The sequence below is a fragment of the Sulfurimonas sp. genome (assembly GCF_050296975.1).
Classification (GTDB): Bacteria; Campylobacterota; Campylobacteria; order Campylobacterales; family Sulfurimonadaceae; genus Sulfurimonas.
The window spans coordinates 1-24,746 of the sequence record NZ_JBNKRX010000010.1; the positions used below are offsets into that span (position 1 = coordinate 1).

At 33.8% G+C, this 24,746-nt stretch carries 25 protein-coding genes; 13 read left to right on the top strand and 12 right to left on the bottom strand.

Annotated elements, in window-relative coordinates:
* The 4 genes from ACQY56_RS02555 to ACQY56_RS02570 form a co-directional block, all read left to right on the top strand.
* Positions 1-245 (top strand): hypothetical protein (locus ACQY56_RS02555; RefSeq protein WP_428743711.1); only part of this gene is annotated, 245 nt, incomplete at its 5' end.
* Between the two features lie 3 nt (positions 246-248).
* Positions 249-1,031 (top strand): tetratricopeptide repeat protein, encoded by a 783-nt coding sequence (locus ACQY56_RS02560; protein WP_428743712.1) that lies wholly within the window; start codon positions 249-251, stop codon positions 1,029-1,031.
* Positions 1,032-1,385 carry a hypothetical protein gene (locus ACQY56_RS02565; protein ID WP_428739902.1) on the top strand — a complete coding sequence of 118 codons (354 nt, stop codon included), beginning with the start codon at positions 1,032-1,034 and terminating at the stop codon, positions 1,383-1,385.
* 3 nt (positions 1,386-1,388) lie between these two features.
* Positions 1,389-1,832, top strand: coding sequence for a tetratricopeptide repeat protein (locus tag ACQY56_RS02570; RefSeq protein WP_428743713.1), 444 nt, complete (start codon positions 1,389-1,391; stop codon positions 1,830-1,832).
* Positions 1,833-2,098: 266 nt separating this feature from the next.
* On the opposite strand, the gene ACQY56_RS02575 is transcribed toward ACQY56_RS02570, so the two are convergent.
* Complete coding sequence (locus ACQY56_RS02575) at positions 2,099-4,099, bottom strand: hypothetical protein (protein WP_428739900.1); 2,001 nt, start codon at positions 4,097-4,099, stop codon at positions 2,099-2,101.
* Between the two features lie 182 nt (positions 4,100-4,281).
* On the opposite strand from ACQY56_RS02575, the gene grpE reads away from it, so the two are divergent.
* The 3 genes from grpE (at position 4,282) to ACQY56_RS02590 (ending at position 7,658) form a co-directional block, all read left to right on the top strand.
* A complete protein-coding gene (gene grpE / locus ACQY56_RS02580; protein WP_428738944.1) occupies positions 4,282-4,833 on the top strand; it encodes a nucleotide exchange factor GrpE in 552 nt (183 codons plus the stop codon).
* 125 nt (positions 4,834-4,958) lie between these two features.
* Positions 4,959-6,845, top strand: coding sequence for a molecular chaperone DnaK (gene dnaK / locus ACQY56_RS02585; protein WP_428738945.1), 1,887 nt, complete (start codon positions 4,959-4,961; stop codon positions 6,843-6,845).
* 285 nt (positions 6,846-7,130) lie between these two features.
* A complete protein-coding gene (locus ACQY56_RS02590; protein ID WP_428738946.1) occupies positions 7,131-7,658 on the top strand; it encodes a putative metalloprotease CJM1_0395 family protein in 528 nt (175 codons plus the stop codon).
* A 235-nt stretch (positions 7,659-7,893) separates the two neighbouring features.
* On the opposite strand, the gene ACQY56_RS02595 is transcribed toward ACQY56_RS02590, so the two are convergent.
* Together ACQY56_RS02595 and ACQY56_RS02600 are read right to left on the bottom strand one after the other, a co-directional pair.
* On the bottom strand, positions 7,894-8,613 hold the full coding sequence (locus ACQY56_RS02595) for a DUF4395 domain-containing protein (RefSeq protein ID WP_428738947.1): 720 nt from the start codon (positions 8,611-8,613) through the stop codon (positions 7,894-7,896).
* A 10-nt stretch (positions 8,614-8,623) separates the two neighbouring features.
* A complete protein-coding gene (locus ACQY56_RS02600; RefSeq protein ID WP_428738948.1) occupies positions 8,624-9,163 on the bottom strand; it encodes a nitrous oxide reductase accessory protein NosL in 540 nt (179 codons plus the stop codon).
* A 166-nt stretch (positions 9,164-9,329) separates the two neighbouring features.
* Between ACQY56_RS02600 and ACQY56_RS02605 the strand changes: the two genes are divergently transcribed.
* The 5 genes from ACQY56_RS02605 to ACQY56_RS02625 are packed head-to-tail and all read left to right on the top strand — an operon-like array spanning position 9,330 to position 13,602.
* The gene (locus ACQY56_RS02605) at positions 9,330-9,767 is read left to right on the top strand and encodes a redoxin domain-containing protein (RefSeq protein WP_428743714.1); all 438 of its coding nucleotides are present in this window, start codon (positions 9,330-9,332) and stop codon (positions 9,765-9,767) included.
* A 29-nt stretch (positions 9,768-9,796) separates the two neighbouring features.
* Positions 9,797-10,684: a vWA domain-containing protein gene (locus ACQY56_RS02610; RefSeq protein ID WP_428738950.1), complete on the top strand. Its 888-nt coding sequence runs from the start codon at positions 9,797-9,799 to the stop codon at positions 10,682-10,684.
* Positions 10,681-12,141 carry a vWA domain-containing protein gene (locus tag ACQY56_RS02615; RefSeq protein ID WP_428738951.1) on the top strand — a complete coding sequence of 487 codons (1,461 nt, stop codon included), beginning with the start codon at positions 10,681-10,683 and terminating at the stop codon, positions 12,139-12,141. The genes ACQY56_RS02610 and ACQY56_RS02615 overlap by 4 nt, the downstream gene beginning before the upstream one ends.
* Positions 12,122-13,255 carry a hypothetical protein gene (locus ACQY56_RS02620; protein ID WP_428738952.1) on the top strand — a complete coding sequence of 378 codons (1,134 nt, stop codon included), beginning with the start codon at positions 12,122-12,124 and terminating at the stop codon, positions 13,253-13,255. The genes ACQY56_RS02615 and ACQY56_RS02620 overlap by 20 nt, the downstream gene beginning before the upstream one ends.
* Positions 13,252-13,602, top strand: coding sequence for a c-type cytochrome (locus ACQY56_RS02625; RefSeq protein ID WP_428738953.1), 351 nt, complete (start codon positions 13,252-13,254; stop codon positions 13,600-13,602). The genes ACQY56_RS02620 and ACQY56_RS02625 overlap by 4 nt, the downstream gene beginning before the upstream one ends.
* Here the strand turns inward: ACQY56_RS02625 and ACQY56_RS02630 are convergent.
* The 9 genes from ACQY56_RS02630 to ACQY56_RS02670 form a co-directional block, all read right to left on the bottom strand.
* Positions 13,599-14,060 carry a hypothetical protein gene (locus ACQY56_RS02630; RefSeq protein WP_428738954.1) on the bottom strand — a complete coding sequence of 154 codons (462 nt, stop codon included), beginning with the start codon at positions 14,058-14,060 and terminating at the stop codon, positions 13,599-13,601. The two genes, ACQY56_RS02625 and ACQY56_RS02630, sit on opposite strands and share 4 nt — an antisense overlap.
* The gene (locus ACQY56_RS02635; protein WP_428738955.1) at positions 14,060-14,719 is read right to left on the bottom strand and encodes a TorD/DmsD family molecular chaperone; all 660 of its coding nucleotides are present in this window, start codon (positions 14,717-14,719) and stop codon (positions 14,060-14,062) included. The genes ACQY56_RS02630 and ACQY56_RS02635 overlap by 1 nt, the downstream gene beginning before the upstream one ends.
* Before the next feature lie 75 nt (positions 14,720-14,794).
* Positions 14,795-18,073: a molybdopterin-dependent oxidoreductase gene (locus ACQY56_RS02640; protein WP_428738956.1), complete on the bottom strand. Its 3,279-nt coding sequence runs from the start codon at positions 18,071-18,073 to the stop codon at positions 14,795-14,797.
* Positions 18,074-18,087: 14 nt separating this feature from the next.
* Positions 18,088-18,990: an NrfD/PsrC family molybdoenzyme membrane anchor subunit gene (gene nrfD, locus ACQY56_RS02645; RefSeq protein ID WP_428738957.1), complete on the bottom strand. Its 903-nt coding sequence runs from the start codon at positions 18,988-18,990 to the stop codon at positions 18,088-18,090.
* Positions 18,990-19,628: a 4Fe-4S dicluster domain-containing protein gene (locus ACQY56_RS02650; protein WP_428738958.1), complete on the bottom strand. Its 639-nt coding sequence runs from the start codon at positions 19,626-19,628 to the stop codon at positions 18,990-18,992. The genes nrfD and ACQY56_RS02650 overlap by 1 nt, the downstream gene beginning before the upstream one ends.
* 218 nt (positions 19,629-19,846) lie before the next feature.
* The gene (locus ACQY56_RS02655) at positions 19,847-21,085 is read right to left on the bottom strand and encodes a molybdopterin molybdotransferase MoeA (RefSeq protein ID WP_428738959.1); all 1,239 of its coding nucleotides are present in this window, start codon (positions 21,083-21,085) and stop codon (positions 19,847-19,849) included.
* 8 nt (positions 21,086-21,093) lie between these two features.
* The gene (gene hisD, locus ACQY56_RS02660; RefSeq protein WP_428738960.1) at positions 21,094-22,386 is read right to left on the bottom strand and encodes a histidinol dehydrogenase; all 1,293 of its coding nucleotides are present in this window, start codon (positions 22,384-22,386) and stop codon (positions 21,094-21,096) included.
* A 9-nt stretch (positions 22,387-22,395) separates the two neighbouring features.
* Positions 22,396-22,809, bottom strand: coding sequence for a thioredoxin family protein (locus tag ACQY56_RS02665; protein WP_428738961.1), 414 nt, complete (start codon positions 22,807-22,809; stop codon positions 22,396-22,398).
* On the bottom strand, positions 22,806-23,318 hold the full coding sequence (locus ACQY56_RS02670) for a shikimate kinase (RefSeq protein WP_428738962.1): 513 nt from the start codon (positions 23,316-23,318) through the stop codon (positions 22,806-22,808). The genes ACQY56_RS02665 and ACQY56_RS02670 overlap by 4 nt, the downstream gene beginning before the upstream one ends.
* A gap of 110 nt (positions 23,319-23,428) precedes the next feature.
* Between ACQY56_RS02670 and ACQY56_RS02675 the strand changes: the two genes are divergently transcribed.
* On the top strand, positions 23,429-24,739 hold the full coding sequence (locus ACQY56_RS02675; RefSeq protein ID WP_428738963.1) for a S41 family peptidase: 1,311 nt from the start codon (positions 23,429-23,431) through the stop codon (positions 24,737-24,739).
* Positions 24,740-24,746: the final 7 nt, after the last annotated feature.

Genomic DNA, 24,746 nt, shown 5'->3' on the forward strand with positions numbered 1-24,746 from the left:
CTCTTTTTATAGTAAACAGAGATATAGCACTTAAGTATAAGATAAAACTTGATTGTGATTATGATAAAGCAGAGTATATGCCAAAAGAGACATATACAGCAAACCAATCTCTCTCTTTAACCATAGATGAGATCAAACTTATTCCACTAGAAACAAAAGAGAGAAATATGTTAGATAACATAGTCTATGCAAAAAAAGTGAGAGAACAAGAACTAGCCCAACAACAAAATCAACAAGCGAGTTAAGATATGAAATATTTAATAAGATTACTTTTAATCACTTTACTTTTTACTTCTGCAACTTTGTTTGCAGAGGTATTTCACAAACCAGACTTTGATCCAAGACTAAGTATAGAGCAAGGCTCTTTAGAATGGTGGAACCATGCTGATAATGATAGTGCTTCTGCTTTTAACATCGGTCTTCTTTATGACTTAAAAATCAAAGACTATAAACTTGCTGAACTTTGGTATAAACAGGCTTTAAATGTTGATCCTAAAAATATCCAAACTATTATGAACTTAGGAATACTTTGTGATAGAGAGTTAAATGAGCCAAAAAAAGCTGAATTTTGGTACAAAAAAATTATAGAAATTGAACCAAATAATTCAAATGGATTATTTAATTTAGCACTTTTATATGAAGCTAAATTAAATAATCCAAAACTCGCTATAAAATATTATGAAAAATCTTTTCAATTAGGTAGCAAAGAAGCTTCCAATAATCTAGGTCTATTATATGAACATCAAAACAATCACACAAAAGCTAAAGAATGGTATTTAAAAGCTATAGAGAGAGAGAGTTTAAGTGCAATAAAAAACCTAGGGCGCCTCTACCATTACAAACTTCACGATGATGTAAAAGCAACCACATATTTTATAGCCCTTATTGGAAAAAAATACTCAAAAGGACGAATTTTAGGATATCTAAAAGACAAATGGAATCTCTCAGATGAAACCATAAAACAAGGCTACGAAGCCCAACTTAACTCAAAAATAATTCCAGAGAAACTAAAATATAAAGGCGGAATCTAATTGTCCGCTCTTCCACTCAAAGCTATAGCATTTGGATATGAGATAAAAATCCTAGAACCTATAGATAAAGACTACTACGGAATGCCTCAAACACTTCAAACAAGAGTAACCATACCAAAAGAGGTATTGCAAAACAACATACAAGTGATGTTAAAAATAGATAGTGATTATGATAAAGCAGAGTATATGCCAAAAGAGACATATACAGCAAACCAATCCCTCTCTTTAAAAATAGATGAGATCAAACTTACTCCACTAGAAACAAAAGAGAGAAATATGTTAGATAACATAGTCTATGCAAAAAAAGTGAGAGAACAAGAACTAGCCCAACAACAAAATCAACAAGCGAGTTAAGATATGAAACATCTAATAAAACTACTTTTAATCACTTTACTTTTTACTTCTGCAACTTTGTTTGCAGAAGAATTTAAAAAACCACCATACGATAAAAGACTTGATCTAAAAGTAGATGGTAAACTTTGGTATGACTATGCTGATACAAATAGTGACTTTGCTTATAACTTAGGGGTTTATTACCAACAAAACTTGAAAGAATACAAAACTGCTGAATTCTGGTATGAGTATGCTCTCAACTTAAATGATAAAAATATAAATGCAATTTTTAATTTATGTATAATTTACGAAGATAGAAAAGAATATGATAAGGCGATTAATTTATATAAAAAAGCCGTCCAGTTAAATGACACTCAAGCTTCTATTAATCTTGGATTACTGTACTCAGCGCAAGAAAACTATTTTGAAGCGATTAAATACTATAAAAAAGCTATAGAGAGAGTTTAGATGGGCTGAAAAACCTCTCACTACTTTACTATAAAAAACTTCACGACACCACAAAAGCGGTAGAATACTTCATCCCACTTATAGATAAAAGATACTCAAAAGAAAAAGTGATGAAATTCTTTAAAGTAAAGTATCATGCAGATGAGAAAAGCATAAAACAAGGCTACGAAGCCCAACTAAACTCAAAAATTATCCCAGAAAAGTTAAAGTATAAAGGTGGAATCTAATTGTCCACCTTGCTAAGTTTCTACTAAAATATAGTTAGTTTAAAAAAGTTTTTTAAACAATTTATTTACTTGCTTATCAACCGCTTTTTTTGCCTCGTCTTTTAAGATTGCACTTGCATCAACTGTAACTTTTGGACTATTTACATCTCCTTGTAGTTGTACATAGAGCGGTGGATTATTGTTTCCTATAATTTTTATATTTGAATCTATTCGTTGCGTTTTTGAGTTCAATTTTGTATCTTTTGTATAGATTGCTGACGTGTTGGATTTTAGGTCTAATAATGCAACTATATTTTCTTTATCGATTTTTGCATTTGCATCCCCTACAAATATCTGTTTATACATATCAACTTTTGCATACTTTTTTGTAAGATCAAGTACTTGATTTTTTGTAAATTCACCATCTTTTAGCTTTGCGTCAAAAGTTCCTTTAGCTTGTGCTAGATTGTATTTTAAAACTCCATCAACTTTTGATTTAAAGATTTTTGGATAGATAAGTATATCTAAAACATCTAATGTCTGCATATTTGAAATGTTTGCTTTTAGATCATCATTATGCAGTTTTGCATCAAGCTTTCCACCTGCAATACTACTAAGCATTGTCAAGTCTAAATCTTTTGCTTTTTTAAGCTCTCCAGTCGCTACAATAGAACCTTTTAACTTTCTCTGCGTTGCAAAATAAAGTCTATTTAGATCATGAACTTTTACTTTATAGTCACTTACTATTGAGCTATCCTTGAGATCAAACTTTGCACTTTTTATATCTAAATCAGCTAGATTTGAATTGAAATCCACTTGAGTGTCTGCCAAAGTTCCCGCTAGTTTTGTGACTTCTGTCATATTAAATGTAGTTTTTGGCATTGGAGATTTAAACTCATATGTTTTTGTTAAATATTTACTGTCTAAGACTCCATCTTTGATGGCTGTTTTTACATCCCCTTTGAGATTATTCATATCTAAACTGCTAAGTTTTACATCCATATTTAGCACTGCATCTGCATAGTGTGGTTGTTTTATCATATAGAGCAGTTTTTGAAGTTGTAAATGTTCAATTTTAGCTTGGAGCGAACTTGGTTTAAACTCTTTTAAAATTGCTTCAAATGTAGTTTTGGAAGCTGCTATATCACTAATACCATCAACTACCATCTTCTCTTGTGAACCTTTTACATTTCCACTGAGATTTAAAACACCTCTGATATCTGCATTTGTGATAGGTTTTAAAACTGCAAGTTCTTGAACATTGAGTGCATAGGTACTATTAACTTGAAGTGGGTCTGGAACTACCGTTCCACTTGAGCCTATTTTTGCTAAGTTAGAATTGAGTAGATAACTATATATTACATCATCTCCTTTGAGCTTTGCATCTAGTTTCATTTTAAAATCAGTTTTTGGAATGGTAATATTAAAGTCTTTTTTCATCACAGCAACATTGAGTTTTCCATCAGTCGTTACTAGTTTTAGATCACCTTCAAGTTGATGTGGTTTGATATTTTTCAAATTTACATCAAGATTAAGTTTTGCATCTGCATATTTTTTTTGATTCAGTATATATAAAAGTGATGCTAAGTCTGCATCATCTATTTTTGCGATAATAGAAGTTGGATTTAACTCTTGAAGCTCTACATGATACGAAGTAGCACTTGCAGCAACATCACTTTTCCCATCAATGTTGAAAAGTTGCATATCCCCTACAACTTTTCCATCTGTTAAAAAAGCACCATTAAGTTTCATCTGTACTAACTTTTCTAGGGAGACTAATTTATTGAGCATAACATTATAATTTAGATCAAATGATTGTGAAAAAAGAGAATAACTTCCCTTTATAGCTATAGAGTTATCACTATCTAGTTGCAATAAAATATCGATACTACTCATATCAAGTTTAAAAATTTCTAGTTTACTATCTAAACCTGTTGCTTCATTGATCTTTCCTTCTACTATAGGAGCTACAATTGAATTTCCTATGCCTGTGAATGCTAAAACATATACACTTAAAATTAGTACGATAACTATTGCTACAATCCATTTCAATATCTTCATAACCACTCCATTATTCTTAATGCATAATCATACATCAAAAAAATAACAAATTGGTGAGCAAATATACTTGATATAAATAGACTAAAGTTTATTGATAATATATACATAAATATATACTTGACATTGTTACACTCAATATGTATAATAATGTCATCTTTTAATAAAGGAGAATATAAATTATTATGTCGAATGAAACAAACGAAACATTAAATGAAGAGTTAGAAAATTCGCAAGAAGTAACAAATGACGAAGCACAAGCAGACGCTGAAGCGGTAGAAAATGAGTTTGATCTTTTACAAAATGAACTAACTACTTTAAAAGATAAATATGCACGTGTTCATGCAGATTTTGAAAATATTAAAAAACGTCTTGAGCGTGAAAAATATACAGCAGTAGAGTATGCAAATGAAAAATTTGCAAAAGATATGATCCCTGTTATCGATTCACTTGAGGGTGCTTTAAAATCAGTTGCCACTGAGGGTGATAAAGCAGAGCTATTTGATAAACTCAAAGAGGGTATCGAGCTTACATATAAGCAATTTTTAACGTCACTTGAAAAACATGGGGTTACTATGGTATCTCACGAAGAGCCATTTGATCCAAATATTCATAATGCTATTCAAAGTGTAGATAGTGAGGATGTTGAAAGTGGACAAATCGTTCAAACTTTCCAAACAGGTTACAAATATAAAGAGCGTCCACTTCGTGAAGCTATGGTAGTAGTTGCCAACTAAAAAGCTTTCAGCTTTTTCGTAGGTTTTTCGCCTAATGCAACAAAAGTTGCAAAACAAATTTTTAAAACATCGTACAATGACGGTGTTAAAAAAGTAAATAAATTTAAAAATGAAAAGGAAATATTATGTCTAAGGTAATTGGTATAGATTTAGGAACTACAAACTCTTGTGTAGCTGTTTATGAAGGTGGTGAAGCGAAAGTTATCCCAAATGCAGAAGGTAAAAATACAACTCCATCAGTTGTAGCATTTACTGATAAAGGTGAAGTTTTAGTAGGTGATCCTGCAAAACGTCAAGCGATTACAAACCCTGAAAAAACTATCTCTTCTGTTAAAAGAATTATGGGTCTTATGATGAACGAAGAAAATGCTAAAAAAGCGCATGACAAAGTTACATATAAGATTGTAGACAAAGATGGTATGGCTGCTGTTGATGTTGCAGGTAAGATCTACACGCCTCAAGAGATTTCAGCAAAAATCCTTACAAAATTAAAAGAGGATGCTGAAGCGTATTTAGGAAGTAAAGTTACTGATGCTGTTATTACAGTTCCAGCATACTTTAATGATGCACAACGTAAAGCTACTAAAGATGCTGGTACAATTGCAGGACTAAACGTTCTTCGTATCATCAATGAGCCTACTGCGTCTGCACTAGCTTATGGACTAGATAGTAAAAACGATGAAAATGTTTTAGTATATGACCTTGGTGGTGGTACGTTTGATGTTACAACACTAGAAATTTCTGATGGAACTTTTGAAGTTCTTTCAACTGATGGTAACGCGTTCTTAGGTGGGGATGACTTCGATAATAAAATCGTTGATTTCTTAAATGATGAGTTCAAAAACTCTCACGGAATCGAGCTTAAAAATGATAAAATGGCTCTACAACGTCTAAAAGATGCTGCTGAAAATGCTAAAAAAGAGTTGTCTTCATCAACTGAAACAGAGATCAACTTACCATTTATCACTATGACTGAAGCTGGACCACAACACTTAGTTGTAAAACTAACTCGTGCGAAATTTGAAGGTATGATTGATGGACTTGTAAAAGAGACTATGGATCACATCGCAACTGCTATGAAAGATGCAGATTTAGATAAAGGTGACATCAAAGAGATCATCATGGTTGGTGGTTCAACTCGTGTACCTTTAGCACAACAAAAAGTAAGTGAGTACTTTGGTGGTAAAACGCTGAACAAAGGTGTAAACCCTGATGAAGTTGTTGCGGCTGGTGCTGCTATCCAAGGTGGTGTATTACGCGGTGATGTTAAAGATGTTCTTTTACTAGATGTTACTCCGTTATCACTTGGTATTGAAACTCTTGGTGGTGTTGCTACTAAAGTAATTGAGAAAGGTACTACGATTCCTGTTAAAAAATCGCAAGTATTCTCAACTGCAGAAGACAACCAACCAGCAGTATCTATTAACGTAGTTCAAGGTGAGCGTGAGTTTGCAAAAGACAATAAATCTTTAGGTTTATTTGAACTTGGTGACATTCCTGCAGCACCTCGTGGTGTGCCACAAATTGAAGTAACATTTGATATCGATGCAAATGGTATCTTAACTGTTAGCTCAACTGACAAAGGTACTGGTAAATCTCAATCGATCACAATCTCTGGTTCATCTGGACTAAGTGAAGAAGAGATCGAAAAAATGGTTCAAGATGCAGAAGCTCACAAAGCTGAAGATGGTAAAAGAAAAGAGTTAGTAGAGACTAAAAACCAAGCAGATGCTCTTATCGCTCAAACAGAAAAAACAATGAGTGAGATGGCTGATAAACTTGAAGATGATGAAAAAGCTAAAATTGTAGCAGCAATCGATGCACTCAAAGAGACTCTTAAAGATGAAAATGCAACAAAAGAGCAGATTGAAGAAAAAGTAAAAGCACTTGCAGAAGCTTCACATAAAATGGCAGAGCAAATGTACAAACAAGAGCAAGAAGGTGCTCAAGGTGGAGCTGATACTTCTAAGAAAAAAGATGACGATGATGTTATCGATGCTGAGATTGAATAAGTTCAGTCTCTCTTCTTAATTTTTAAACGGTTGTCCTTGTGGCAATCGTTTTTATCTCCAAATATACACTTTCTATTTTTATAAATTCTGATAAAAAATATACTTAACATTATAATGGTTACTATACCACTCAACAAACTCTGCTGATACAACTCTTGCATATAAAATATAACTGTAGTGATGAGAAAAACTATTGCTAATACAAAACAGATAATAAAACTCCTAAAAAATATGTAAAATAATATCAAAGTGTATTTTAAAATTTGTAGTGTTACAATTTTTATTATGCAGATAGGTTCTAATACAAGTTACACTATCGACTCAACTGTTTACCCAAGCTCAAAAAAGGCTGATAAGGTAGATGATAAAGAATCATCTACAGAAGAGGAAAAAGACAACTCTTTACAATCTTCTCAAAAACTTGAACCCGCTGAGCAACAACAAGTCAATCAACTTCAAGCTCGTGACACTGAAGTAAGAGCACATGAAGCTGCACACAAAGCTACTGGTGGAGGCTTGGCGGGGAGTGCTTCTTTTTCATATCAAAAAGGACCAGATGGAAAAATGTATGCTATTGGTGGTGAAGTTTCTATCTCTTTCAAAGAGGGCTCAACGCCTCAAGAGACTATCGCAAATGCACGACAAGTTGTAGCTGCTGCAATGGCTCCTGCAAATCCTAGTCCACAGGACTATGCTGTTGCAGCAAGTGCTAGAATGATGGAAATGAGTGCACAACAAGAGCTTGTCAAACAACTCCAAGAGGAACAAAACACTCAAGCTGGACATCAAACATACGCAAATGTTCAAAAATAATTTGTGAACACTATTTGCTTTACTTATATTGTTTTACGTTTGCAAAAATCAATACTAAGGATCTGTCATGAACCATGTTTATGCTGAAGTTGCCCTTTTGAGTGCCCACAATCCTACAGTGAACCAAAATATAAGATTTTTAAAAATGGTGAAAATTAATTTATGGCTTGATGATAAAGGGGGATGATCCAAGGAATCAAGTTCTGGAAATTTTCACTCCCAATTTGGGAGTGATCTAAAAATCGTCGTTTTCAAACTCCGCTGCATCTTTTTCATACTGCATCTGTTCTAATGTTTCATCTGACAAAAACAACTCTTTCATCTTTTTCACAAAAATAGTACGATCTTTTAAGTCTACAAAATAAGAATAAGTTCCATACAACATCGCTACAACTGTAACAATTAAAATAATTTTTTGAATTGGATTAAACTTCTGTACATTCTCTTTTATATGAACCTCACACACACCACCTGGACAATGTGTAGCTTTTTCTTTCATCACAAAATTAAAAATTTTACACCCTAAACAGATTGAAAAAGCAGCTTCAAAAAAGAGTAGAAACATACAGATAAGACACACTAAAACTTTTAGTGGATTAGGTTCAAAAGCAATAACGAGATAGTAAAACATAGGAACTGCAATGATAAATCCTAGTCCCCACGCAAATCTTTTTTGCGCAGCACCTACGTATTCGGGAACTTGATTTTGAACAAAAAAACGACCAAGCATTAAACTTGGTGCATATCTAGGATTAAGCATCCTTATCAAAAAATCTAAAGTAAAAAAAGAGACAAAATATTTTGAAAAAACAGCAGTTTGAAGCATCACTCCATTTGTAAGTCCTATAAAAGCACCAACAAATAAAATGGCTGCTGCTGCACGGGCTTCACGTTCATTTAAAACTCGAACTTCATATCCAGCAACTTTTTCCCCATACTCAGGTAAAAACCCCATCTACAGTCCTCTATTCAAAATCTTTTTGTGCTTCTTTTAAAGCCCCATTAAAGTCCATGATCTCTCCACCATGTTTTTTTTGAAATGCTTGTGCTGCTTCTAAAGATTTAAAAGCATATTTACTCACACGAGTCATTGTACCTCTTACGTCACTGCCAACAACATAATATGCTTCCAACACAGGAATAGGTTTAAGTGATGTAATCTCAACCACTTTAGGATTTTTAAGTTCTACACCTTGATTTAAATGTTCTGCCAAACAATGGATTGAACAGTATTGATATTTACGTGTTTGATCTTCCGCGATATAACTTGTTTTGTAAAATTTCACCAAGTTCATACCACATTGATGACAATGATACTTCTCTTTGCCCTCTTGAACTAATACAGCATCTTTTTCATCTACTGTTTGGAACATTACAGGTGGTTTTTGATGCATATGCTCTTGAGTATGCTCATGTGTCGGTGTTTCTTCAACTGTTAAGGTTTTTTGATTACACCCTACAAAGGCTAGTACCAAGATTGCTGCTAGAATAATTTTTTTGAACATTTTTTTTCCTTCTTCACTATCTATCTCTTCACAATTTCAATATAATTGTAACTATAAATTATTACAATTAGATTAATAAGTTTATCCAAGGTTATAAAAAAGGTTTCATGTGCTAAAAAAGAAAATTTTTCACTATTTAAAAGAACTCGTATTTATCGTGATTTTTATGAGCGTTGTTGCAAATCTACTCAGTATTTATAAAAGTCAAACATTAAATCAAGAACCTTTACAACTCAAAGAATTCAAACTTATTGATAACTCTACATATATTCCTGATCCAACAAAACCAATTATTATTCATTTTTGGGCTACATGGTGCCCAACTTGTAAACTCGAAGCTTCAAATATAGAATATCTTTCACAGTATTATAATGTCATAACAATAGCAGTAAACTCTGGAAGTGATTATGAGATACACAACTATTTGCAAGAACATGATCTTCATTTTAAAGTTGTAAATGACAAAAATTCCCAGCTTTCAAAACTTTTTAAAATCCAAGCGTATCCAACAACTTTTATCTATGATGCTAAGCAAAATCTTCGTTTTAGTGAGGTTGGATACACCTCAACATTAGGGCTTTTTATAAGGATGTTTTTTATCTAATCTTTAACGTAAAATGATAAAATATTTTTATGTCTAGTTTTACTTTTGAGTACCCTTTTGCACTGGTTTTATTGTTACTTATCATCTGCATCTATAAGTGTCCAGCTAGTGTAAAAAAAATCATCTTTCCTCATCTCAATTTATTTACCTCCCATACAAGTTGGCTGAGTAAAGAGAAACTATTTTACTCCTTCATTTTAGCCCTGCTAATAACTGCTCTTTCCTCACCTATTAGCTATAAACAGAACACTTCACACTATAAAAAAGGTAGAGATATCGTTTTTGCTTTGGATACAAGTGGTTCAATGGCGGAAAATAACAAGCTTGGAGTTTTAAAAGATGTTATCAGAGATTTTATATCTAAAAGGTTTGATGACAATGTTGGTGTTAGTGTTTTTGGTTCATATGCTTTTAGTGCAATCCCACTCACTTATGATATGCAAAGTATAAACTTTTTACTCGATTTTTTTGACGTTGGGATTGCTGGAGATAGTACAGCCATTGGAGATGGATTGTATAGCGCTATAGCTATTTTAGATCAAGGGGATGCAAAGAGAAAAGTGATTGTTTTAGTTACAGATGGATTGAATAATAGCGGTTCGTTTTCTATCAAAGATGTTGTAACAATAGCAAAAAACAAACATATACTTATCTATACAATAGGAATTGGTAAAAGTTCAGAATTTGATGCTGAGTTACTCAAAAAAATAGCCAAAAAGACACGAGCAAAAAGTTACCAATCAGCAAACATAGAGGAGTTAGCAACTATATATGATGAGCTGGATACTTTAGAGCCAAGTGACCTTCCCTCACAACACTACCTTAATAAAAAGATGCTTTACATCTACCCTTTGATTTTAGCTTCATTTTTGATAGGCTATCTTGTATATACAGCCAATCAAAGGAGAGAGTTTTGAGTTTTCTTTCTCCTTGGATTTTATTTTTTCTTATCCCATTAGCACTCTACTATAAAAAAACTAAACAGGAAAAACTTCTTATATTTTCACTTTTTTTTATCATCATTGCACTCTCTCGTCCAGTGCTTACTCATGTTCCAACACATGAAAAATTTGATGCACAAGATTATATAGTGGCTATTGATGTATCTTATTCTATGCAAGGAGATGATCTCAAACCATCTCGTTATGTTGTAGCAAAACAAGCGATAAAAACTCTTTTACAAAACTCTTTGCATGATAGATTTACACTCTTTGCTTTTACCTCAAATGCGATGTTAATCTCACCGCCTACAACAGATTCTCGCCTGAGCATAAATGCTTTAGATATTTTAAATCCCGATTACATTTTAACAAAAGCAACTTCACTAAAATCATTACTCACAACTGTATCAAAAACATCATTTGAAACAAAACATTTGATCATTTTTACAGATGGTGGGGAGGAACATAAGCTTCAGAAATTAGTAACCCTTGCAAAACATAACAGAATCATCCCCTATGTTGTAGCTGTTGGAACATCTGAGGGTGCAACTTTGCAAAAAGATGGAAAGATTTTAAAAGATGAGCATAACAACTTAGTGATCTCTCGTATCAATCCAATGCTTAAAGATTTTGCATACCAAAGTGGTGGAAAATATTACACTTTAGAGAGTAGTGATGCAGATGTGGTTTCTCAAATTTTATCTGATTTAAGTGCTAATGATAAAAACTTGGAAAATAGTGAAGTTGAAGTACTCAGTTATATCGAACTCTTTTGGATTGCTTTACTTGGTGCAATCATTTTATTTTTCATTCGTGTGACTAAGTTTCATACCTATTTTGCACTTGCTTCTTTGTTGCTTTTTGTAGATACTCCAAAACTCCAAGCACAAATATTTGACTTTTATCACTTTGATAAGGCACAAATATTTTACGAACAAGGGGAGTTTATTCTAGCCTCACAAGAGTTACTAAAAGTATCTCCTAGTGTTTCAAGCTACTATAATCTAGGTGTGATCTACTACAAAAATAAACAGTATAAAAAAGCTCTGCAATATTTTTCAAAAATAAAAACTTCCAACCCTACTCTCAAACAAAATATATACTATAATATGGGAAATTGCGCTTTTAAACTAGAAAAATATTCACGTGCAAAAATTTACTATAAAAAGGCTTTATCACTTGGTTTTGATCAAGAGAGTTATGAAAATTTAATGCTTATATACAAATACAATTTACAAGATAAAAAAGACCTAACATCACTATTACCTCGTCAAAACACTAAGCAAAATACACAAGAATCAAAACAAAAAAAAGCGAAAAAAAAGAGCGATACTAATAGCACACAAACATCAAGCAATGCTAACTACAAAATAGGCTATAAAGCGTATGAACTTATCAATAAAGGATACACAGATGAAACACATCCTTGGTAAGTTTCTTTTATTGTTTCTATTTGGAGTGCATCTTTTTGCAAACTCTAATCTAGCAGAGTATTCGATCAAAGCAGATAAAACAAAAGTGTATCTCAAAGAAGCAGTTTTGATCACCTTTAAAGCAAAACAACGTAACCACTCTGAAAATATGTTTTTCTTTTTAGAAGCGAAAAAATCGCCCGATTATCAAATAACACTTTTACAAAAAAAAGAGGTTGAAGTATCGTATCATAATAAAGAAGCCTCTTTTACTTTTTTACTTTTCCCACTCAAGAGTGGGAAAATATCTGTCAATTTTGATTTTATAGCGAAACAAGCAAGTGATGATGCTGTTGCACAAATCTATGAAGGCTCACGTGATAACCAAAAATGGATGGAGACTATAGATACAAATATACCTCTTAAACCTTTAAGTATAGATGTTATTGTACTTGAAAATGAGATACAACTTGTAGGTGATTTTAACCTTACATCAGAGCTTAAAGGGGATCATGTAGATGCTTACGATAATGCAAACATCATATATACTTTACAAGGTAAAGGGTTTAACCAAATAGATATACATCCTATACAAAATATCGATCAGGTAAAAATTTTTGAGCATGTTCAAAATGTTCTTAATCAAGCAAATAATGATGGCTATACGATTGTGCAGAAGTTTAACTATGCACTCATTTCACAAAATGATATAACCATTCCATCACGAGAGATAAAATGTTTTTCTCCAAGTAAACAAAAATATTATTCGCTTCACACACAAAAGTTTAATATCTCTGTGCAACAAGCAGATAAATCTGAACTTTTAGATGATGAAGAGTATCCAAAAACAGAGCTTCATTTTGAAAAACTATTTGATTGGCTCATCTATATGGTTATATTTTTAAGTGGATTTATAAGTGCAAAACTGCTTCCAAAACGTGTAAAAAAGGCAAAACGACAATTTGAAGATATAAAAGATGCCAAAACTCCACATAAACTTTTATTGCTTTTACTCGATAAATACAATCCAGCTCTACCGAAAGAATTTATAGATCAACTCGAACTTTTAATGAAAACAGATGATGCAAAACAGTTTGATAAGCTCAAACAAAAAATCTTGGAGCAACTACAATGAAAAAATTGCTTATCCTTCTTGTTTTTACTCTTACACTTTTTGGATCATCTTATGAAAATGGACATTTTTTATATAATGCAAAAGGGTGCAGTAACTGTCATGGTACAAATGCAGAAGGGAGCAATGAAGTTCCAAGACTTGCAAATAAATCAAAAAAATTCTTAGTTTCAAAACTCAAAGGTTTTCAAGCAGGAATAGCTACCAATCAAAATCAGCAGATAATGATTGGTTTTGCACAAGGATTAAGTGATAAAGAGCTAGATGATATAACTAACTTTTTATCCACTTATAAACAAAGTTCAAACAAAAAGTATAAACTCAGCGAAGATGTCATGGGTGGCTATTAAGTAAAAAACTCTTCAAAAACAGTATCTAGGTATTTTTTAGTACTATGGGCTTTTTTAATTTTTTTCTCAAATATCTCTTTTGAAGCTGGGTACTTATCAGCATACTCTTGATAGAGTTCACATTTTATATCGATATTTTTACGGAACTGATTCATCACTTGTTTCATATCATCAGGTGTTGCAACCCATTGCATAAACTTTTTAAACATACGCTCACGCACATCCAAAGCAAAATGCTCATCAAGCTCAGCTGCCATAGCTTTTAAATCCCAACGTGAAAAATATATACCACTTTTAACAGGTGGCATAACTTCTTTATACATTGCTACCAGATAGTCTGGATAGTCTTCACGACTCTCTTCATCTGTAAGACAACTTTCATCATCACAGTTAAGTTGCATATTTCTTTGTAGTTGTTCAAACTCACTTCTAAGTTCGTTAAAATCTTTCATATCCATTATGCATCTCCCCCAACATAAGTAAACTCTTTCTCTTTTAAATCTGAGAGGTATTGAAAATCACTAAGTATAAACTCTAATGCAAGTTCTGCAGCATCAAAATACAAAGCTGTTCCAGCTTCAGATTTTACATTGAGTAAAAACATTGGTGCCCACTCTACAAGATGATCTTTTAAAAACTCATACTGAATTTGTGCGATCTTAGATGCTGCTTCAGTATCATCATTTTCTAATGCTTTATATTCAGCATCACATAGTTTATACATAAACTCTAACTCAACACCTATATGATCAGCACTCATAACACGAGCTTGATCGAGTTCAACTCTAAAATCATACTCATTATATAAAGCTTGAACAGGATTGTCACCACCTGTTTCCATCATCTGATCTTCTCTACGATAAAATGACTCGTATGGAATAAGATGGAGTAAAAAAAGATTCGCAAAGTCTACATTGAGATACTTCTCAATCAAATCTTTGCTACTCATGTTTTTTCTTTTTTCCCATTTTTCAAACTCTGGGAAAAAAGATAAAACATTTTGGTCTTCTGTTATGAGTTTTAGTAAATCCTCATCAACTTCATTCATTAAAATTCTAGAGATAAGTGCATAAATATTTATACGTGCTGATTGATGCGTTTTCAAATTTTCTTGCATTGATAATTATACCTTTGATTGTGTATCTATGGAAGTATATTAAAGCACCACTTTAAGTGGGCTTTAATATGTTGATTATACGTCTTTAATCTCTACTGCGTAAGCTTTGTTAGAGAGTGGAACAATTGGACGTTTAATGTGTTGTGGACGACGTAACTTATCTCCAGCTTGAAGTGGACGAGTAAGTTGCTCTCTCCATGCTTGATAAACTTTAAAGTTATTTTCATAGTTTACATAAATATCACCAATTTTGTCATCAGCTTGAGCTTTCTCAAGAGAAACTTTTTGATGCCATGCATGGTTTCCTGCAATTGGATCTGGATGCGCAGGAGCTACAGCATTTTGCCATGAACCACTTAAACCATCCCACCAAATGTTATCAAGGTCTTTGTTGTACTCTTTAAATTGCCATACATCATGACGCTTAGCAATTCCAGCAGATGGTTTCATCGTACCAATTTTTCCATCATTTGTCATGTCGTATTTAGGAGCACCAACACCCATAATACCTAGTGCATGATCAAATCCTGGAACTTCAACAGAATCTTTTAATCTCCAACGACCAGCATGGTGTGAACAAGCAAGTACACCTGGACGAGTAGCTTCAGTTGGAACTGCCATAGCTACAAAGTAACCACTATCAAGTCCAGATACTGTATCTGTGATTTTTACACGGATAGCATCTCCTCGCTTGATACCAAGTTTCTCAGCATCTTTAGTATAAATCCAAACTGGATTATGATTTTGAGATATCTCCATAAGGTGTTTAGAGTTAACTGAACGAGTATGGATGTTATATGGTAAACGGAATACTGTATTTAATGCAAACTCGTTATCGCCTTTCATCATACTATGGTGAACGTGTGTTACAACATGCTCCATTTTTTTAAGCTCACCCTCATTACGTGGATAAACTGGAACAGCGTACTCTGGCCATTTCCATTCAGCAAACCACTCAGAGAAGAACTCTAGTTTTTTACTTAATGTATGGAAACCTTCATATAATTTACCATTTTGCTCTAAACCGATAGATTGTTTACGACCATCATGTTCTACCCATAAAGTTCCAAATTTATCTTTTTTAACTTCGTGTTTAGGGTATTTTTTACCATGTGCAACATAGTTGTGCCCATCAAATTCTAAAACCTCTTCTTGTGGTTTATATACATTAGTTTTCTCAGTCCAAGCTCCATGATCTCTCATATAGCTATACACTGGAAATGGCTCATCTTTATACATTTTTTGAGCAGTTTCTTTAAGTCTTGGAAGAAGACTAAGTGCTGCATCAAAATACTCAGGTACTGTAACAGCACGTGAAGGATCATTTTTAGATGCCCAGTATTTTCTAATACCTAAACTTCCATCAGGGTCAACATGATGCACCATTAAGTTTGCAAAGAATTCTGTCTCTTCCCAAATCTCACCAAGACCATATTTCATGTGTGCTTCAAGAGTTGCACGTGCTGGATTTTTTGCTTTCCAACCCATTTTTTCAGCAGCAACACGAAGAACTGATTGACGGAACTCAATACGTTGTTCTGGTTTAGAAGGTGTTGATTGTTGATCATTTCTCTCACCTGCAAGACCTGTTGGTAAAACATAGTCACAATACCAGTTTGTCTCAGACCATGTTGGAGATAAGTTAAATGATAACTCAATTTTGCTCTCATCTTTAAGTGCTTCGATCCATCTAAAACCATCTGGGTTAATCCATACTGGGTTATACATACGAGGCATCCAAACAGCAAGTTTAGTCGGAACATTAAGACCTTTTTTGATCCATTTTTGTTGCCACTCTTCATCCATTAGAAGGTGAGGCATAATATGACTCATCTCATAAGTTGATAGTGGATATTCTGGTGGCCATGAAATCTCATTCCATACATCTACTTTAGGAGGTCTCTCACCCGCAACAGTAGCTTTGTCACCTTTACCAGCAACAGAAATTTCATGCCAGTGGTGGAAACTTGTCCCACCAATGTCACCACGAAGTGCTCCACGAAGTGCTAAAGATAAGAAACCAGCACGTACGTTCATCCAACCACCACGGTGACCGATTGGTCCTGCACGCCATAGATAAGTTGCTATTTTAGAACCCGCATCGATGTACATCTCCCAAAGAGCATCTAACTTATCTTCCATACCTTCAAGTTTACACTCTTTAATGACATACTCTTTAGTATACGGAGAGTAAAGCTCTTTTGCTAGTTCAATGAAATCTGCGTAGCTTTTCCCTTTTGGCATTTTAGAGATATATCTATACCCTACCATTTTCTTTAGATAGTCTGTATTGTCCATTAAGCGATCCCAGTTGATCCACTCTTTAACAAAATCATGTGCTACTAAATCATCACCATTTTTATCTTTTTCGTGTAATACACGATTTACAAGATAAAGGTAAAGTGCAGCTTCAGTACCTGGCCATGCAGGAATCCAAAGATCAGCTATACCAGCAGAGTTTGACATACGAGGATCAATTACAACCATTTTTGCACCACGTTTACGAGCATCAGCAATAAGACCAGCTGATTGTTGGAAGTAGTGACCTGCATCTGCAGCATGAGATGATTGTAAGAAAATCAGATCGGCATTTGCCCAATCTGGTGAGTTTCTATCATCATTTGCCCACTGAATTGTACCTTGACGAGCACCTGCTGAACAGATGTTTGTATGTGAGTTAAATGAATCAACTCCCATAGTGTGTGGAACACGACCTGTGAAACCATTTTCATTTGGACGACCAACATGATACATAATAGTTTTTCTTGACATCTCATCGCCAACTTTAAGCGTATCATGCATTTTTTTACCAATAGCAGTCATTGCTTCATCCCAAGTTACACGAACCCATTTCCCTTCACCACGTTTAGAACCAGGAGCTCTTTTTAGAGGGAATGGGATACGATCTGGATCGTACATTTGAGAAGTTGTTGCATAACCTTTTGCACAGTTACGTCCACGAGAACCAGTGTGCAATGGGTTACCCATATATTTTCTAACTGTCATAGTTTCTTGATTAACCCATGCAGTAAGACCACAACCAGCTTCACAGTTTGAACAAACTGTTGGAACAATTGTGTAGTTATTTACTTGGATACCATCTGGATTTGAGTCACTTTTTACACCATGGCGTTCAATACCACCACGTTTCCAATCAGTTCCATCAAGCTCAGCAAATTTATCCCACTCTTTTTGATCAGGATAAAATGAGATTGAATCTGGCGTATTTGTAAACTTACTCTGCTCAATTGATTCAGCAGTAGCATCAGTTACAAATACATCTCTAGCAATAGCAGCACCTGCAACAGAAAATGCAGCGCCTTTTAAAAATGTTCTTCTACTTTCTAAATACATTTATAATCCTCTTTCTAACTTAACGGTAATAATTGTGGTATTACTAACCATACATGTTTAACAATCCATAAACCAATGATCGCTAAAACAGCTGCTAAATTTAATATAGCAGAAGAGTTACTTACTCTACTTAATGCAACAAGCAACATAGGTAAAATATATGCTACCCATTGTCCAATCCAGAACATTGTTGCATATTCACCATCACCTTTAACATAGTGTAAAATTGCAGCAACCTCTTCAGCTTTCATAGCACCAAATACATACTCTGACATATAGATAATAAATGCCATTAAAGCACTAAGTCCTAAAATTGCACCAAAAAATCTTTTAGTTTCATCACTTAGTTTTGAACCACCCATTAAGATAATAGCTGCCGCACCAGAAAGTGTTGCTGCTAAAATCATTTGAACTGCTTCAGTTGGCATTTGCCATAACTCACGAGCTGTAGCTTCTGCCATAATTCCTGCAGTGTAAAGTGTAACAGGGATAGCGAGTAAAGTTACCCAGAATAACATTTTGTCAAACAGTTCTGTATTTTTCTTTAGAATCATAACAGCAATCATAAGAGACTCTAAACCAACAAACACTGTTGCCATCCAAGCACCAATCGTGATAGCAGATGTTAAGTGTGGATAGAAGAAAATATGCCACATTCTAAATGGTTGATGTAAATCTGCTAATGTAAAAAGTAAGAAAATATTCATAAATACGAAAGAAACAATAAGAGTAGAAGTTCTTAATCCACTCATCTCACTTGAATTTTTCTTCATAAGTAAGAAAAGCATAAAAATCAGACCAGTACCGATACTTTTCGCCCACATATTCATTGTAACAAACCAACCCCAAAATACGTCTGGTAAAGCTACATCCAAAGTTACTACAGCATTTGTAGCTGCTAAAGTTTCATGTACCATTAGTGATGCCCTCCTAGTGGAAGATGTGTAATATTGTTAAATAAGTTGTAACCCTCTTCTCTTTTTGAAGCTAAAGGATTAAGGTTTACATTACCACCACCTACATAGAAATGGTGAGGGTTTGTACCTTTTTCTGGTTTACGAACAGCAACATTTCCTTGATTTTCTTGAATATATTTTGAGATATTTGATGTTGGATCATCAAGGTCACCAAAAATGTTCGCTTGAACTGGACAAGCAACTACACACGCTGGCATCATAGAAGAAGCGATACGGTGCGCACAATATGTACATTTGTCTGCTGTTTGTGTTTCAGGATCGATGTAAATCGCACCATATGGACAAGCCATTACACAACCTGCACAACCAATACATCTCTCTTTATCCACATTTACAATTCCATTTTCGATGTAATGTAGTGCACTTACAGGACAAATTCTCTCACATGGAGCATTCTCACAGTGATTACATCTAAGTGGTGTAAAAGTTCTTTTCGTTTCTGGGAACGTCCCCACATCCACATATTTAACACGAAGTCTCCATGTACTTAGTGGAACTTCATTTTCCACTTTACATGCGATTTCACATCCTTTACATCCCATACAAAGATGTAAATCAACTAGGAAACCTAATTGCATATATTCTCCTTTGACCGAATTAAATGGTTTAGTTTTTTTTGTTATAACTAAGACTAATTTGTATTAAAAGAAGCCCTTATACTAGGGAAAATGGCTTTTTTTACTAGTAAACATACTAGCTAAGTATCCTTAAATAAAATATAAATTTGTGTGATTTTTTTGAGATAAATTGGAGAATGGGTAATTTTAAACTTAAAAAAAAATTTTAAGCAAAATCATTAAAAGTTTATTGAATTTATCGTATAACTTCTGGTTATATCAAGAAGAGATACTACTTTTATTATCTCCCCTTTTTTGATATTTTCAATATTATCAGCGAAATATGCGATCACACTACTCTCAACAAGTGGGGAAATCATTCCTGAGCCTATCTTATTGTTACGTGTTGGGTAAAAACAACCATCTTCTAAAAGCCCAAGAACCATATTATCACGTCCTGCGCGAAGATGTAAATCTTGTCCCATTTGAACTCTAAGTGCATTATGGTAACAGTTTTTAGCTCCTTGCTTTTTAAATATAGCAGGTATAGAGAGTGTAAATACATTTAACATAGTCGTGAGTGGATTTCCTGGCATTGCCATCACTAAGGTTGTTCCCATTTTACCCATCATAGTTGGACGTCCTGGTTTTACATTGACACCATGAAAAATAGATTTTAGACCATTTGCAACAAAAGCTTGGTATAAAAAGTCTGCATCGCCCATACTGATACCACCTGTAGTAATAACAACATCATAAGAGTTTAGTTTTGAGATAAATGATATCGTTTCTTCTAAATCATCAGGTATAGCACCAACATAAGAAGCATGAAATCCAAACTGTTTAAGTAATGATTTAATCCCAAAAGCGTTTGCATTATATATCTCATCTTCATCAGCTTCTTCCCAAGGCTCTCTTATCTCATCACCTGTTGAAACCACTGCTATATTTAAAGGTGCAAATACTTCAACTACTGTGATTCCTTGTGCAGCTAAAAGTGCAATATGTGCTGAAGTTAATATTTCACCTTTTTGAAAAAGTACTTCACCAACTCGTAGCTCTTCACCCTTTTTTCTTAAATTGTCCCCTAAAGAAATCTTTTGGGGGACTACAACACTCTGGCTTGTTACATCACTACAGTTTTCAATGGGTGCAATTGTATCAACACTCTTGGGTACTTTTGCCCCAGTCATAATTTTACAACACTCACCCTCTTGGATCTCACAAGTTTGTTTATCTCCAGCAAAAACAGTAGCAACAACTTTGAGTCGTTTTCCTTTATCACTGTGTTTAAAAGCAAATCCATCCATTGCAGAGTTATCAAATGAGGGTAAATTTTTCTTTACAATAATATCATTAGCTAATACTGATTGCTCTGCTTCCATTGTAGAGATAAATTGTGAATCAGTTTTTGGAGTTATTATATCTATAACTTTTTGTTGTGCTTCGCTTAATGATAATGATGTAAATTGTGGCAAATCTTATCCTATTTTTTTAATCTTACTCTGACAGATTGTTCATGTGCAGTTAAACCCTCTGTATTTGCTATAAGTGCACACTCTTCTCCAACTTCATTAATAGCATTTTGACTAAAAGAGATAATAGAAGATTTTTTCATAAAATTCTCAACACTTAGCGGTGAGTAGAACTTCGCAGTTCCACCCGTTGGCAGTGTATGATTAGGTCCAGCCACATAATCACCAATTGCTTCAGGAGTATTGTGACCTAAGAAAATAGCACCAGCATGTTTTATATATGGCAACAACTCAAACGGTGACGTTGTCGCTACCTCTAAGTGTTCAGGTGCAATCTCATTCATTAGTTTAATTGCTTCATCCATATCTTGTGTAACTATAATCGCTCCACGCTCTTCAATAGACTTTCTTGCGATCTCCTCACGAGGAAGTTTAGCTAACCAGTTTTCAACTTCAACAGCCACCTCATCAGCTAATTTTTGTGAAGGTGTGATTAAAATTGAACTTGCCATCTCATCATGTTCTGCTTGAGAGAGTAAATCAATTGCTAAATGGTTAGGATTTGCACTCTCATCTGCAAGTATTCCTATTTCACTTGGACCTGCGATCATATCTATATGTACATCTCCAAAAACCATCTTTTTAGCAGTTGCAACAAAGATATTTCCTGGACCTGTAATTACATCTACTTTTGGGATATTTTCAGTTCCATATGCCATAGCTGCAATTGCACTTGCCCCACCAACTTTAAAGACTTTAGTTACACCACATAAATGACACGCTGCTAGTAAAAGTTCGTTTGGTTCATTATCTGGTGTTGGTGTACATACTACAATCTCTTCAACACCTGCAACTTGTGCTGGAATAACATTCATCAGAAGCGAAGATGGATATGCAGCTTTTCCACCAGGGATATACAGTCCTGCACTATCCACTGGAGTTACTTTTTGTCCTAAAATAGTTCCATTTTCTTCTGTATCAAACCAAGATTTTGGTTTTTGTTTTTGGTGGTATGCTTTGATTCTATCATATGCCAAATGTAGAGATTTTTTTAATGTCTCATCTAAATTTGCATACGCTTTTTCCATAGATTCTGTAGAAATTTGTAAATCTGCATCACTCGCAGGTATCCATTTGTCAAATTTAGAGATATGCTCTTTGAGTGCTTTATTTTTATCTGTTTTTATCTCATTTATAATATTTACAACTATATTGCTTACAGTTGCAATATCCATCTTCCCACGACCTAAAAGCTCCCCAAAATTCGCTTCAAAACTTGGGTCTTTTGTAGTTACAAAAATCATTTTTTTACCTTACTTTTTCTTTGAGTCAAACTCTTTTTTTACAACTTTGAGTGCTTCTATAAAATAGTCTTCCCCTACAGCACCCACAAGTGGTTGATACATTGGTTGTGCATCAGCACCTAAAAACCATAATGTTGGAGTTCCTGGTCTCCATAACATTTGAGGGAATGGGTCTCTTTCATCAGCATATGCAATTATAGAAACATAGTCTTTGTTGAGTGCATCTATCACTGTTTTATTTGAAAATGTTGTTTTTTCTAAAAGAGTACAGTATTTACATCCATGGCTTGAATAAACAAATAAAATAGGCTTATTCTCTTTTTTTGCTTCTTCTGCACCACTTTGAAAATCTTTTGCCCAATGAATTTCATTAGCGAATATAGACGCGCCTAGTAACATTATTGTTAGTATAATTTTTTTCATAGTTTTTTTACCTTTTTTAATAGTTCTCTTGCACACTCCAGTGCTGGTTTGTTCGTTACATCAATTACAACATCTGCTAATTTTAAATAATCTGGACGACGTACATCGTAAATCTCTTTAGCTTTTTGCAAATCTTGCAACAAAGGTCGTTTTTTTAACTTTTTAAGTGCATTTGGATGTTCTTTAATTCTTTTGATAATCTCATCAAAAGGGGAGTCCAATAAAACTATTGTACCTATTTTTTTTATATTTTTTTGTTTATAAAAACCGCCACCTGTAGAAATTAATGTATCTTTAACACTCTGCTCTAACCAATGTGCGACTTTTTTTTCCAATTTTCTGAAATACTCTTCACCCTCTAGCTCAAAAATAGACTTTATTTTTCTATTTTCCATACTTTCAATAAGGTCATCAGTATCGATTGCAATATAATCAGAGTGTTTAATCACTTCTCGCGCAACGCTCCCTTTACCAACACCCATAAAACCAATAAGTACAATGTTTTTCATTATAAGCCTTTTATGTACGACATTATATATAATTATTTTTAAACTAGCATTTAATAACACTTGCTATAATATCCACTCTAAATTCAACTATAACAAATAGGTATGTATGTATGAAAAATAAAAAACTTTTTACACTGGGTTTTAGTTCGGTTGCTATCTCACTCTCTCTTTTACTTTCAAGCTCTCTTTTTGCAGAGGCTATACAAAAAGATTCTGAGACTTCAAGACTTGAAGCATTGGCAAAATTTACAAAAGTCATCTCAATAGTAGAACAATACAATGTTGATGATATTACAATTGAAGAGTTAATTGACAAATCACTTGATGGGATGATGAAAAACCTAGATGCTCATTCAAACTATTTGACACAAAAAGATTATAAAAGATTAAAAGTACAAACTGATGGTGAGTTTGGTGGACTTGGAATCACTGTTGGGATGAAAGATGGTGCACTTACAGTTATTGCACCACTAGATGACACACCAGCAGATAAAGCAGGACTCAAAGCTGGAGATATTATCTTAAAAATTGATGATAAATCTACACTTGGTATGACTATCGATGAAGCAGTTTCATTGATGCGTGGAAAAGTTGGTGATCCTATTGATATCACTATAGTGCGTGAGGGAGAAACAAAACCTCTCATAGTTCATATAGTTCGTGGAAAAATAACAATCGATTCTGTACATGCTAAAGTAGTTAATGATGACATTTTATATGTAAGAGTTTCAAGTTTTGATAAAAAAGTAGCAGATGATGTTGCAAAAGAGATCAAAAAAAGAAAATCTACAACAAAAGGGATTGTTTTGGATTTAAGAAACAACCCTGGTGGTTTACTAGATCAAGCTGTTGGTTTAGTTGATCTATTTGTAAATAGTGGCAAAGTGGTTTCTCAAAAAGGAAGAAATGAGTCTGAAAACAAAGTTTATAGTGCTACTAGTGGGGCTACTATTACAGATGTTCCAATGGTTGTATTAGTTAATGGTGGAAGTGCTAGTGCCAGTGAGATCGTAAGTGGTGCTCTTCAAGATCACAAACGTGCAGTATTAGTTGGACAAAATACTTTTGGAAAAGGGAGTGTTCAAGTAGTGCTTCCTATTACAGATGAAGAAGCTATCAAACTTACCATTGCAAGATACTATTTACCAAGTGGAAGAACTATCCAAGCTGTTGGTGTAAAACCAGATATCACAGTACTTCCAGGTGAATTAAAAACACATGAAAATGAGTTTGCAATTAAAGAAGCAGATTTGAAAAAACACCTCGAACAAGAACTTCAAAAAGTTGATGGAAAAAAATCTGACGACAAAGCAAATCAAAAAGATAAAGAAGATATAATTACGCCAGAAATTTTAAATAAAGATAATCAACTCAAAACTGGTGTTGATATCTTAAGAGCACTTATTATTACGAAAGGATAATTACCCT

What these genes read in the sequence shown, in the direction of transcription:
- ACQY56_RS02560 (WP_428743712.1), top strand. Translation starts at nt 249, where the DNA reads ATGAAATATTTAATAAGATTACTTTTAATCACTTTACTTTTTACTTCT.
- ACQY56_RS02570 (WP_428743713.1), top strand. Translation starts at nt 1,389, where the DNA reads ATGAAACATCTAATAAAACTACTTTTAATCACTTTACTTTTTACTTCT.
- ACQY56_RS02575 (WP_428739900.1), bottom strand. Translation starts at nt 4,099, where the DNA reads ATGAAGATATTGAAATGGATTGTAGCAATAGTTATCGTACTAATTTTA.
- grpE (WP_428738944.1), top strand. Translation starts at nt 4,282, where the DNA reads ATGTCGAATGAAACAAACGAAACATTAAATGAAGAGTTAGAAAATTCG.
- dnaK (WP_428738945.1), top strand. Translation starts at nt 4,959, where the DNA reads ATGTCTAAGGTAATTGGTATAGATTTAGGAACTACAAACTCTTGTGTA.
- ACQY56_RS02590 (WP_428738946.1), top strand. Translation starts at nt 7,131, where the DNA reads ATGCAGATAGGTTCTAATACAAGTTACACTATCGACTCAACTGTTTAC.
- ACQY56_RS02595 (WP_428738947.1), bottom strand. Translation starts at nt 8,613, where the DNA reads ATGGGGTTTTTACCTGAGTATGGGGAAAAAGTTGCTGGATATGAAGTT.
- ACQY56_RS02600 (WP_428738948.1), bottom strand. Translation starts at nt 9,163, where the DNA reads ATGTTCAAAAAAATTATTCTAGCAGCAATCTTGGTACTAGCCTTTGTA.
- ACQY56_RS02605 (WP_428743714.1), top strand. Translation starts at nt 9,330, where the DNA reads ATGAGCGTTGTTGCAAATCTACTCAGTATTTATAAAAGTCAAACATTA.
- ACQY56_RS02610 (WP_428738950.1), top strand. Translation starts at nt 9,797, where the DNA reads ATGTCTAGTTTTACTTTTGAGTACCCTTTTGCACTGGTTTTATTGTTA.
- ACQY56_RS02620 (WP_428738952.1), top strand. Translation starts at nt 12,122, where the DNA reads ATGAAACACATCCTTGGTAAGTTTCTTTTATTGTTTCTATTTGGAGTG.
- ACQY56_RS02625 (WP_428738953.1), top strand. Translation starts at nt 13,252, where the DNA reads ATGAAAAAATTGCTTATCCTTCTTGTTTTTACTCTTACACTTTTTGGA.
- ACQY56_RS02630 (WP_428738954.1), bottom strand. Translation starts at nt 14,060, where the DNA reads ATGGATATGAAAGATTTTAACGAACTTAGAAGTGAGTTTGAACAACTA.
- ACQY56_RS02635 (WP_428738955.1), bottom strand. Translation starts at nt 14,719, where the DNA reads ATGCAAGAAAATTTGAAAACGCATCAATCAGCACGTATAAATATTTAT.
- ACQY56_RS02640 (WP_428738956.1), bottom strand. Translation starts at nt 18,073, where the DNA reads ATGTATTTAGAAAGTAGAAGAACATTTTTAAAAGGCGCTGCATTTTCT.
- nrfD (WP_428738957.1), bottom strand. Translation starts at nt 18,990, where the DNA reads ATGGTACATGAAACTTTAGCAGCTACAAATGCTGTAGTAACTTTGGAT.
- ACQY56_RS02650 (WP_428738958.1), bottom strand. Translation starts at nt 19,628, where the DNA reads ATGCAATTAGGTTTCCTAGTTGATTTACATCTTTGTATGGGATGTAAA.
- hisD (WP_428738960.1), bottom strand. Translation starts at nt 22,386, where the DNA reads ATGATTTTTGTAACTACAAAAGACCCAAGTTTTGAAGCGAATTTTGGG.
- ACQY56_RS02665 (WP_428738961.1), bottom strand. Translation starts at nt 22,809, where the DNA reads ATGAAAAAAATTATACTAACAATAATGTTACTAGGCGCGTCTATATTC.
- ACQY56_RS02670 (WP_428738962.1), bottom strand. Translation starts at nt 23,318, where the DNA reads ATGAAAAACATTGTACTTATTGGTTTTATGGGTGTTGGTAAAGGGAGC.
- ACQY56_RS02675 (WP_428738963.1), top strand. Translation starts at nt 23,429, where the DNA reads ATGAAAAATAAAAAACTTTTTACACTGGGTTTTAGTTCGGTTGCTATC.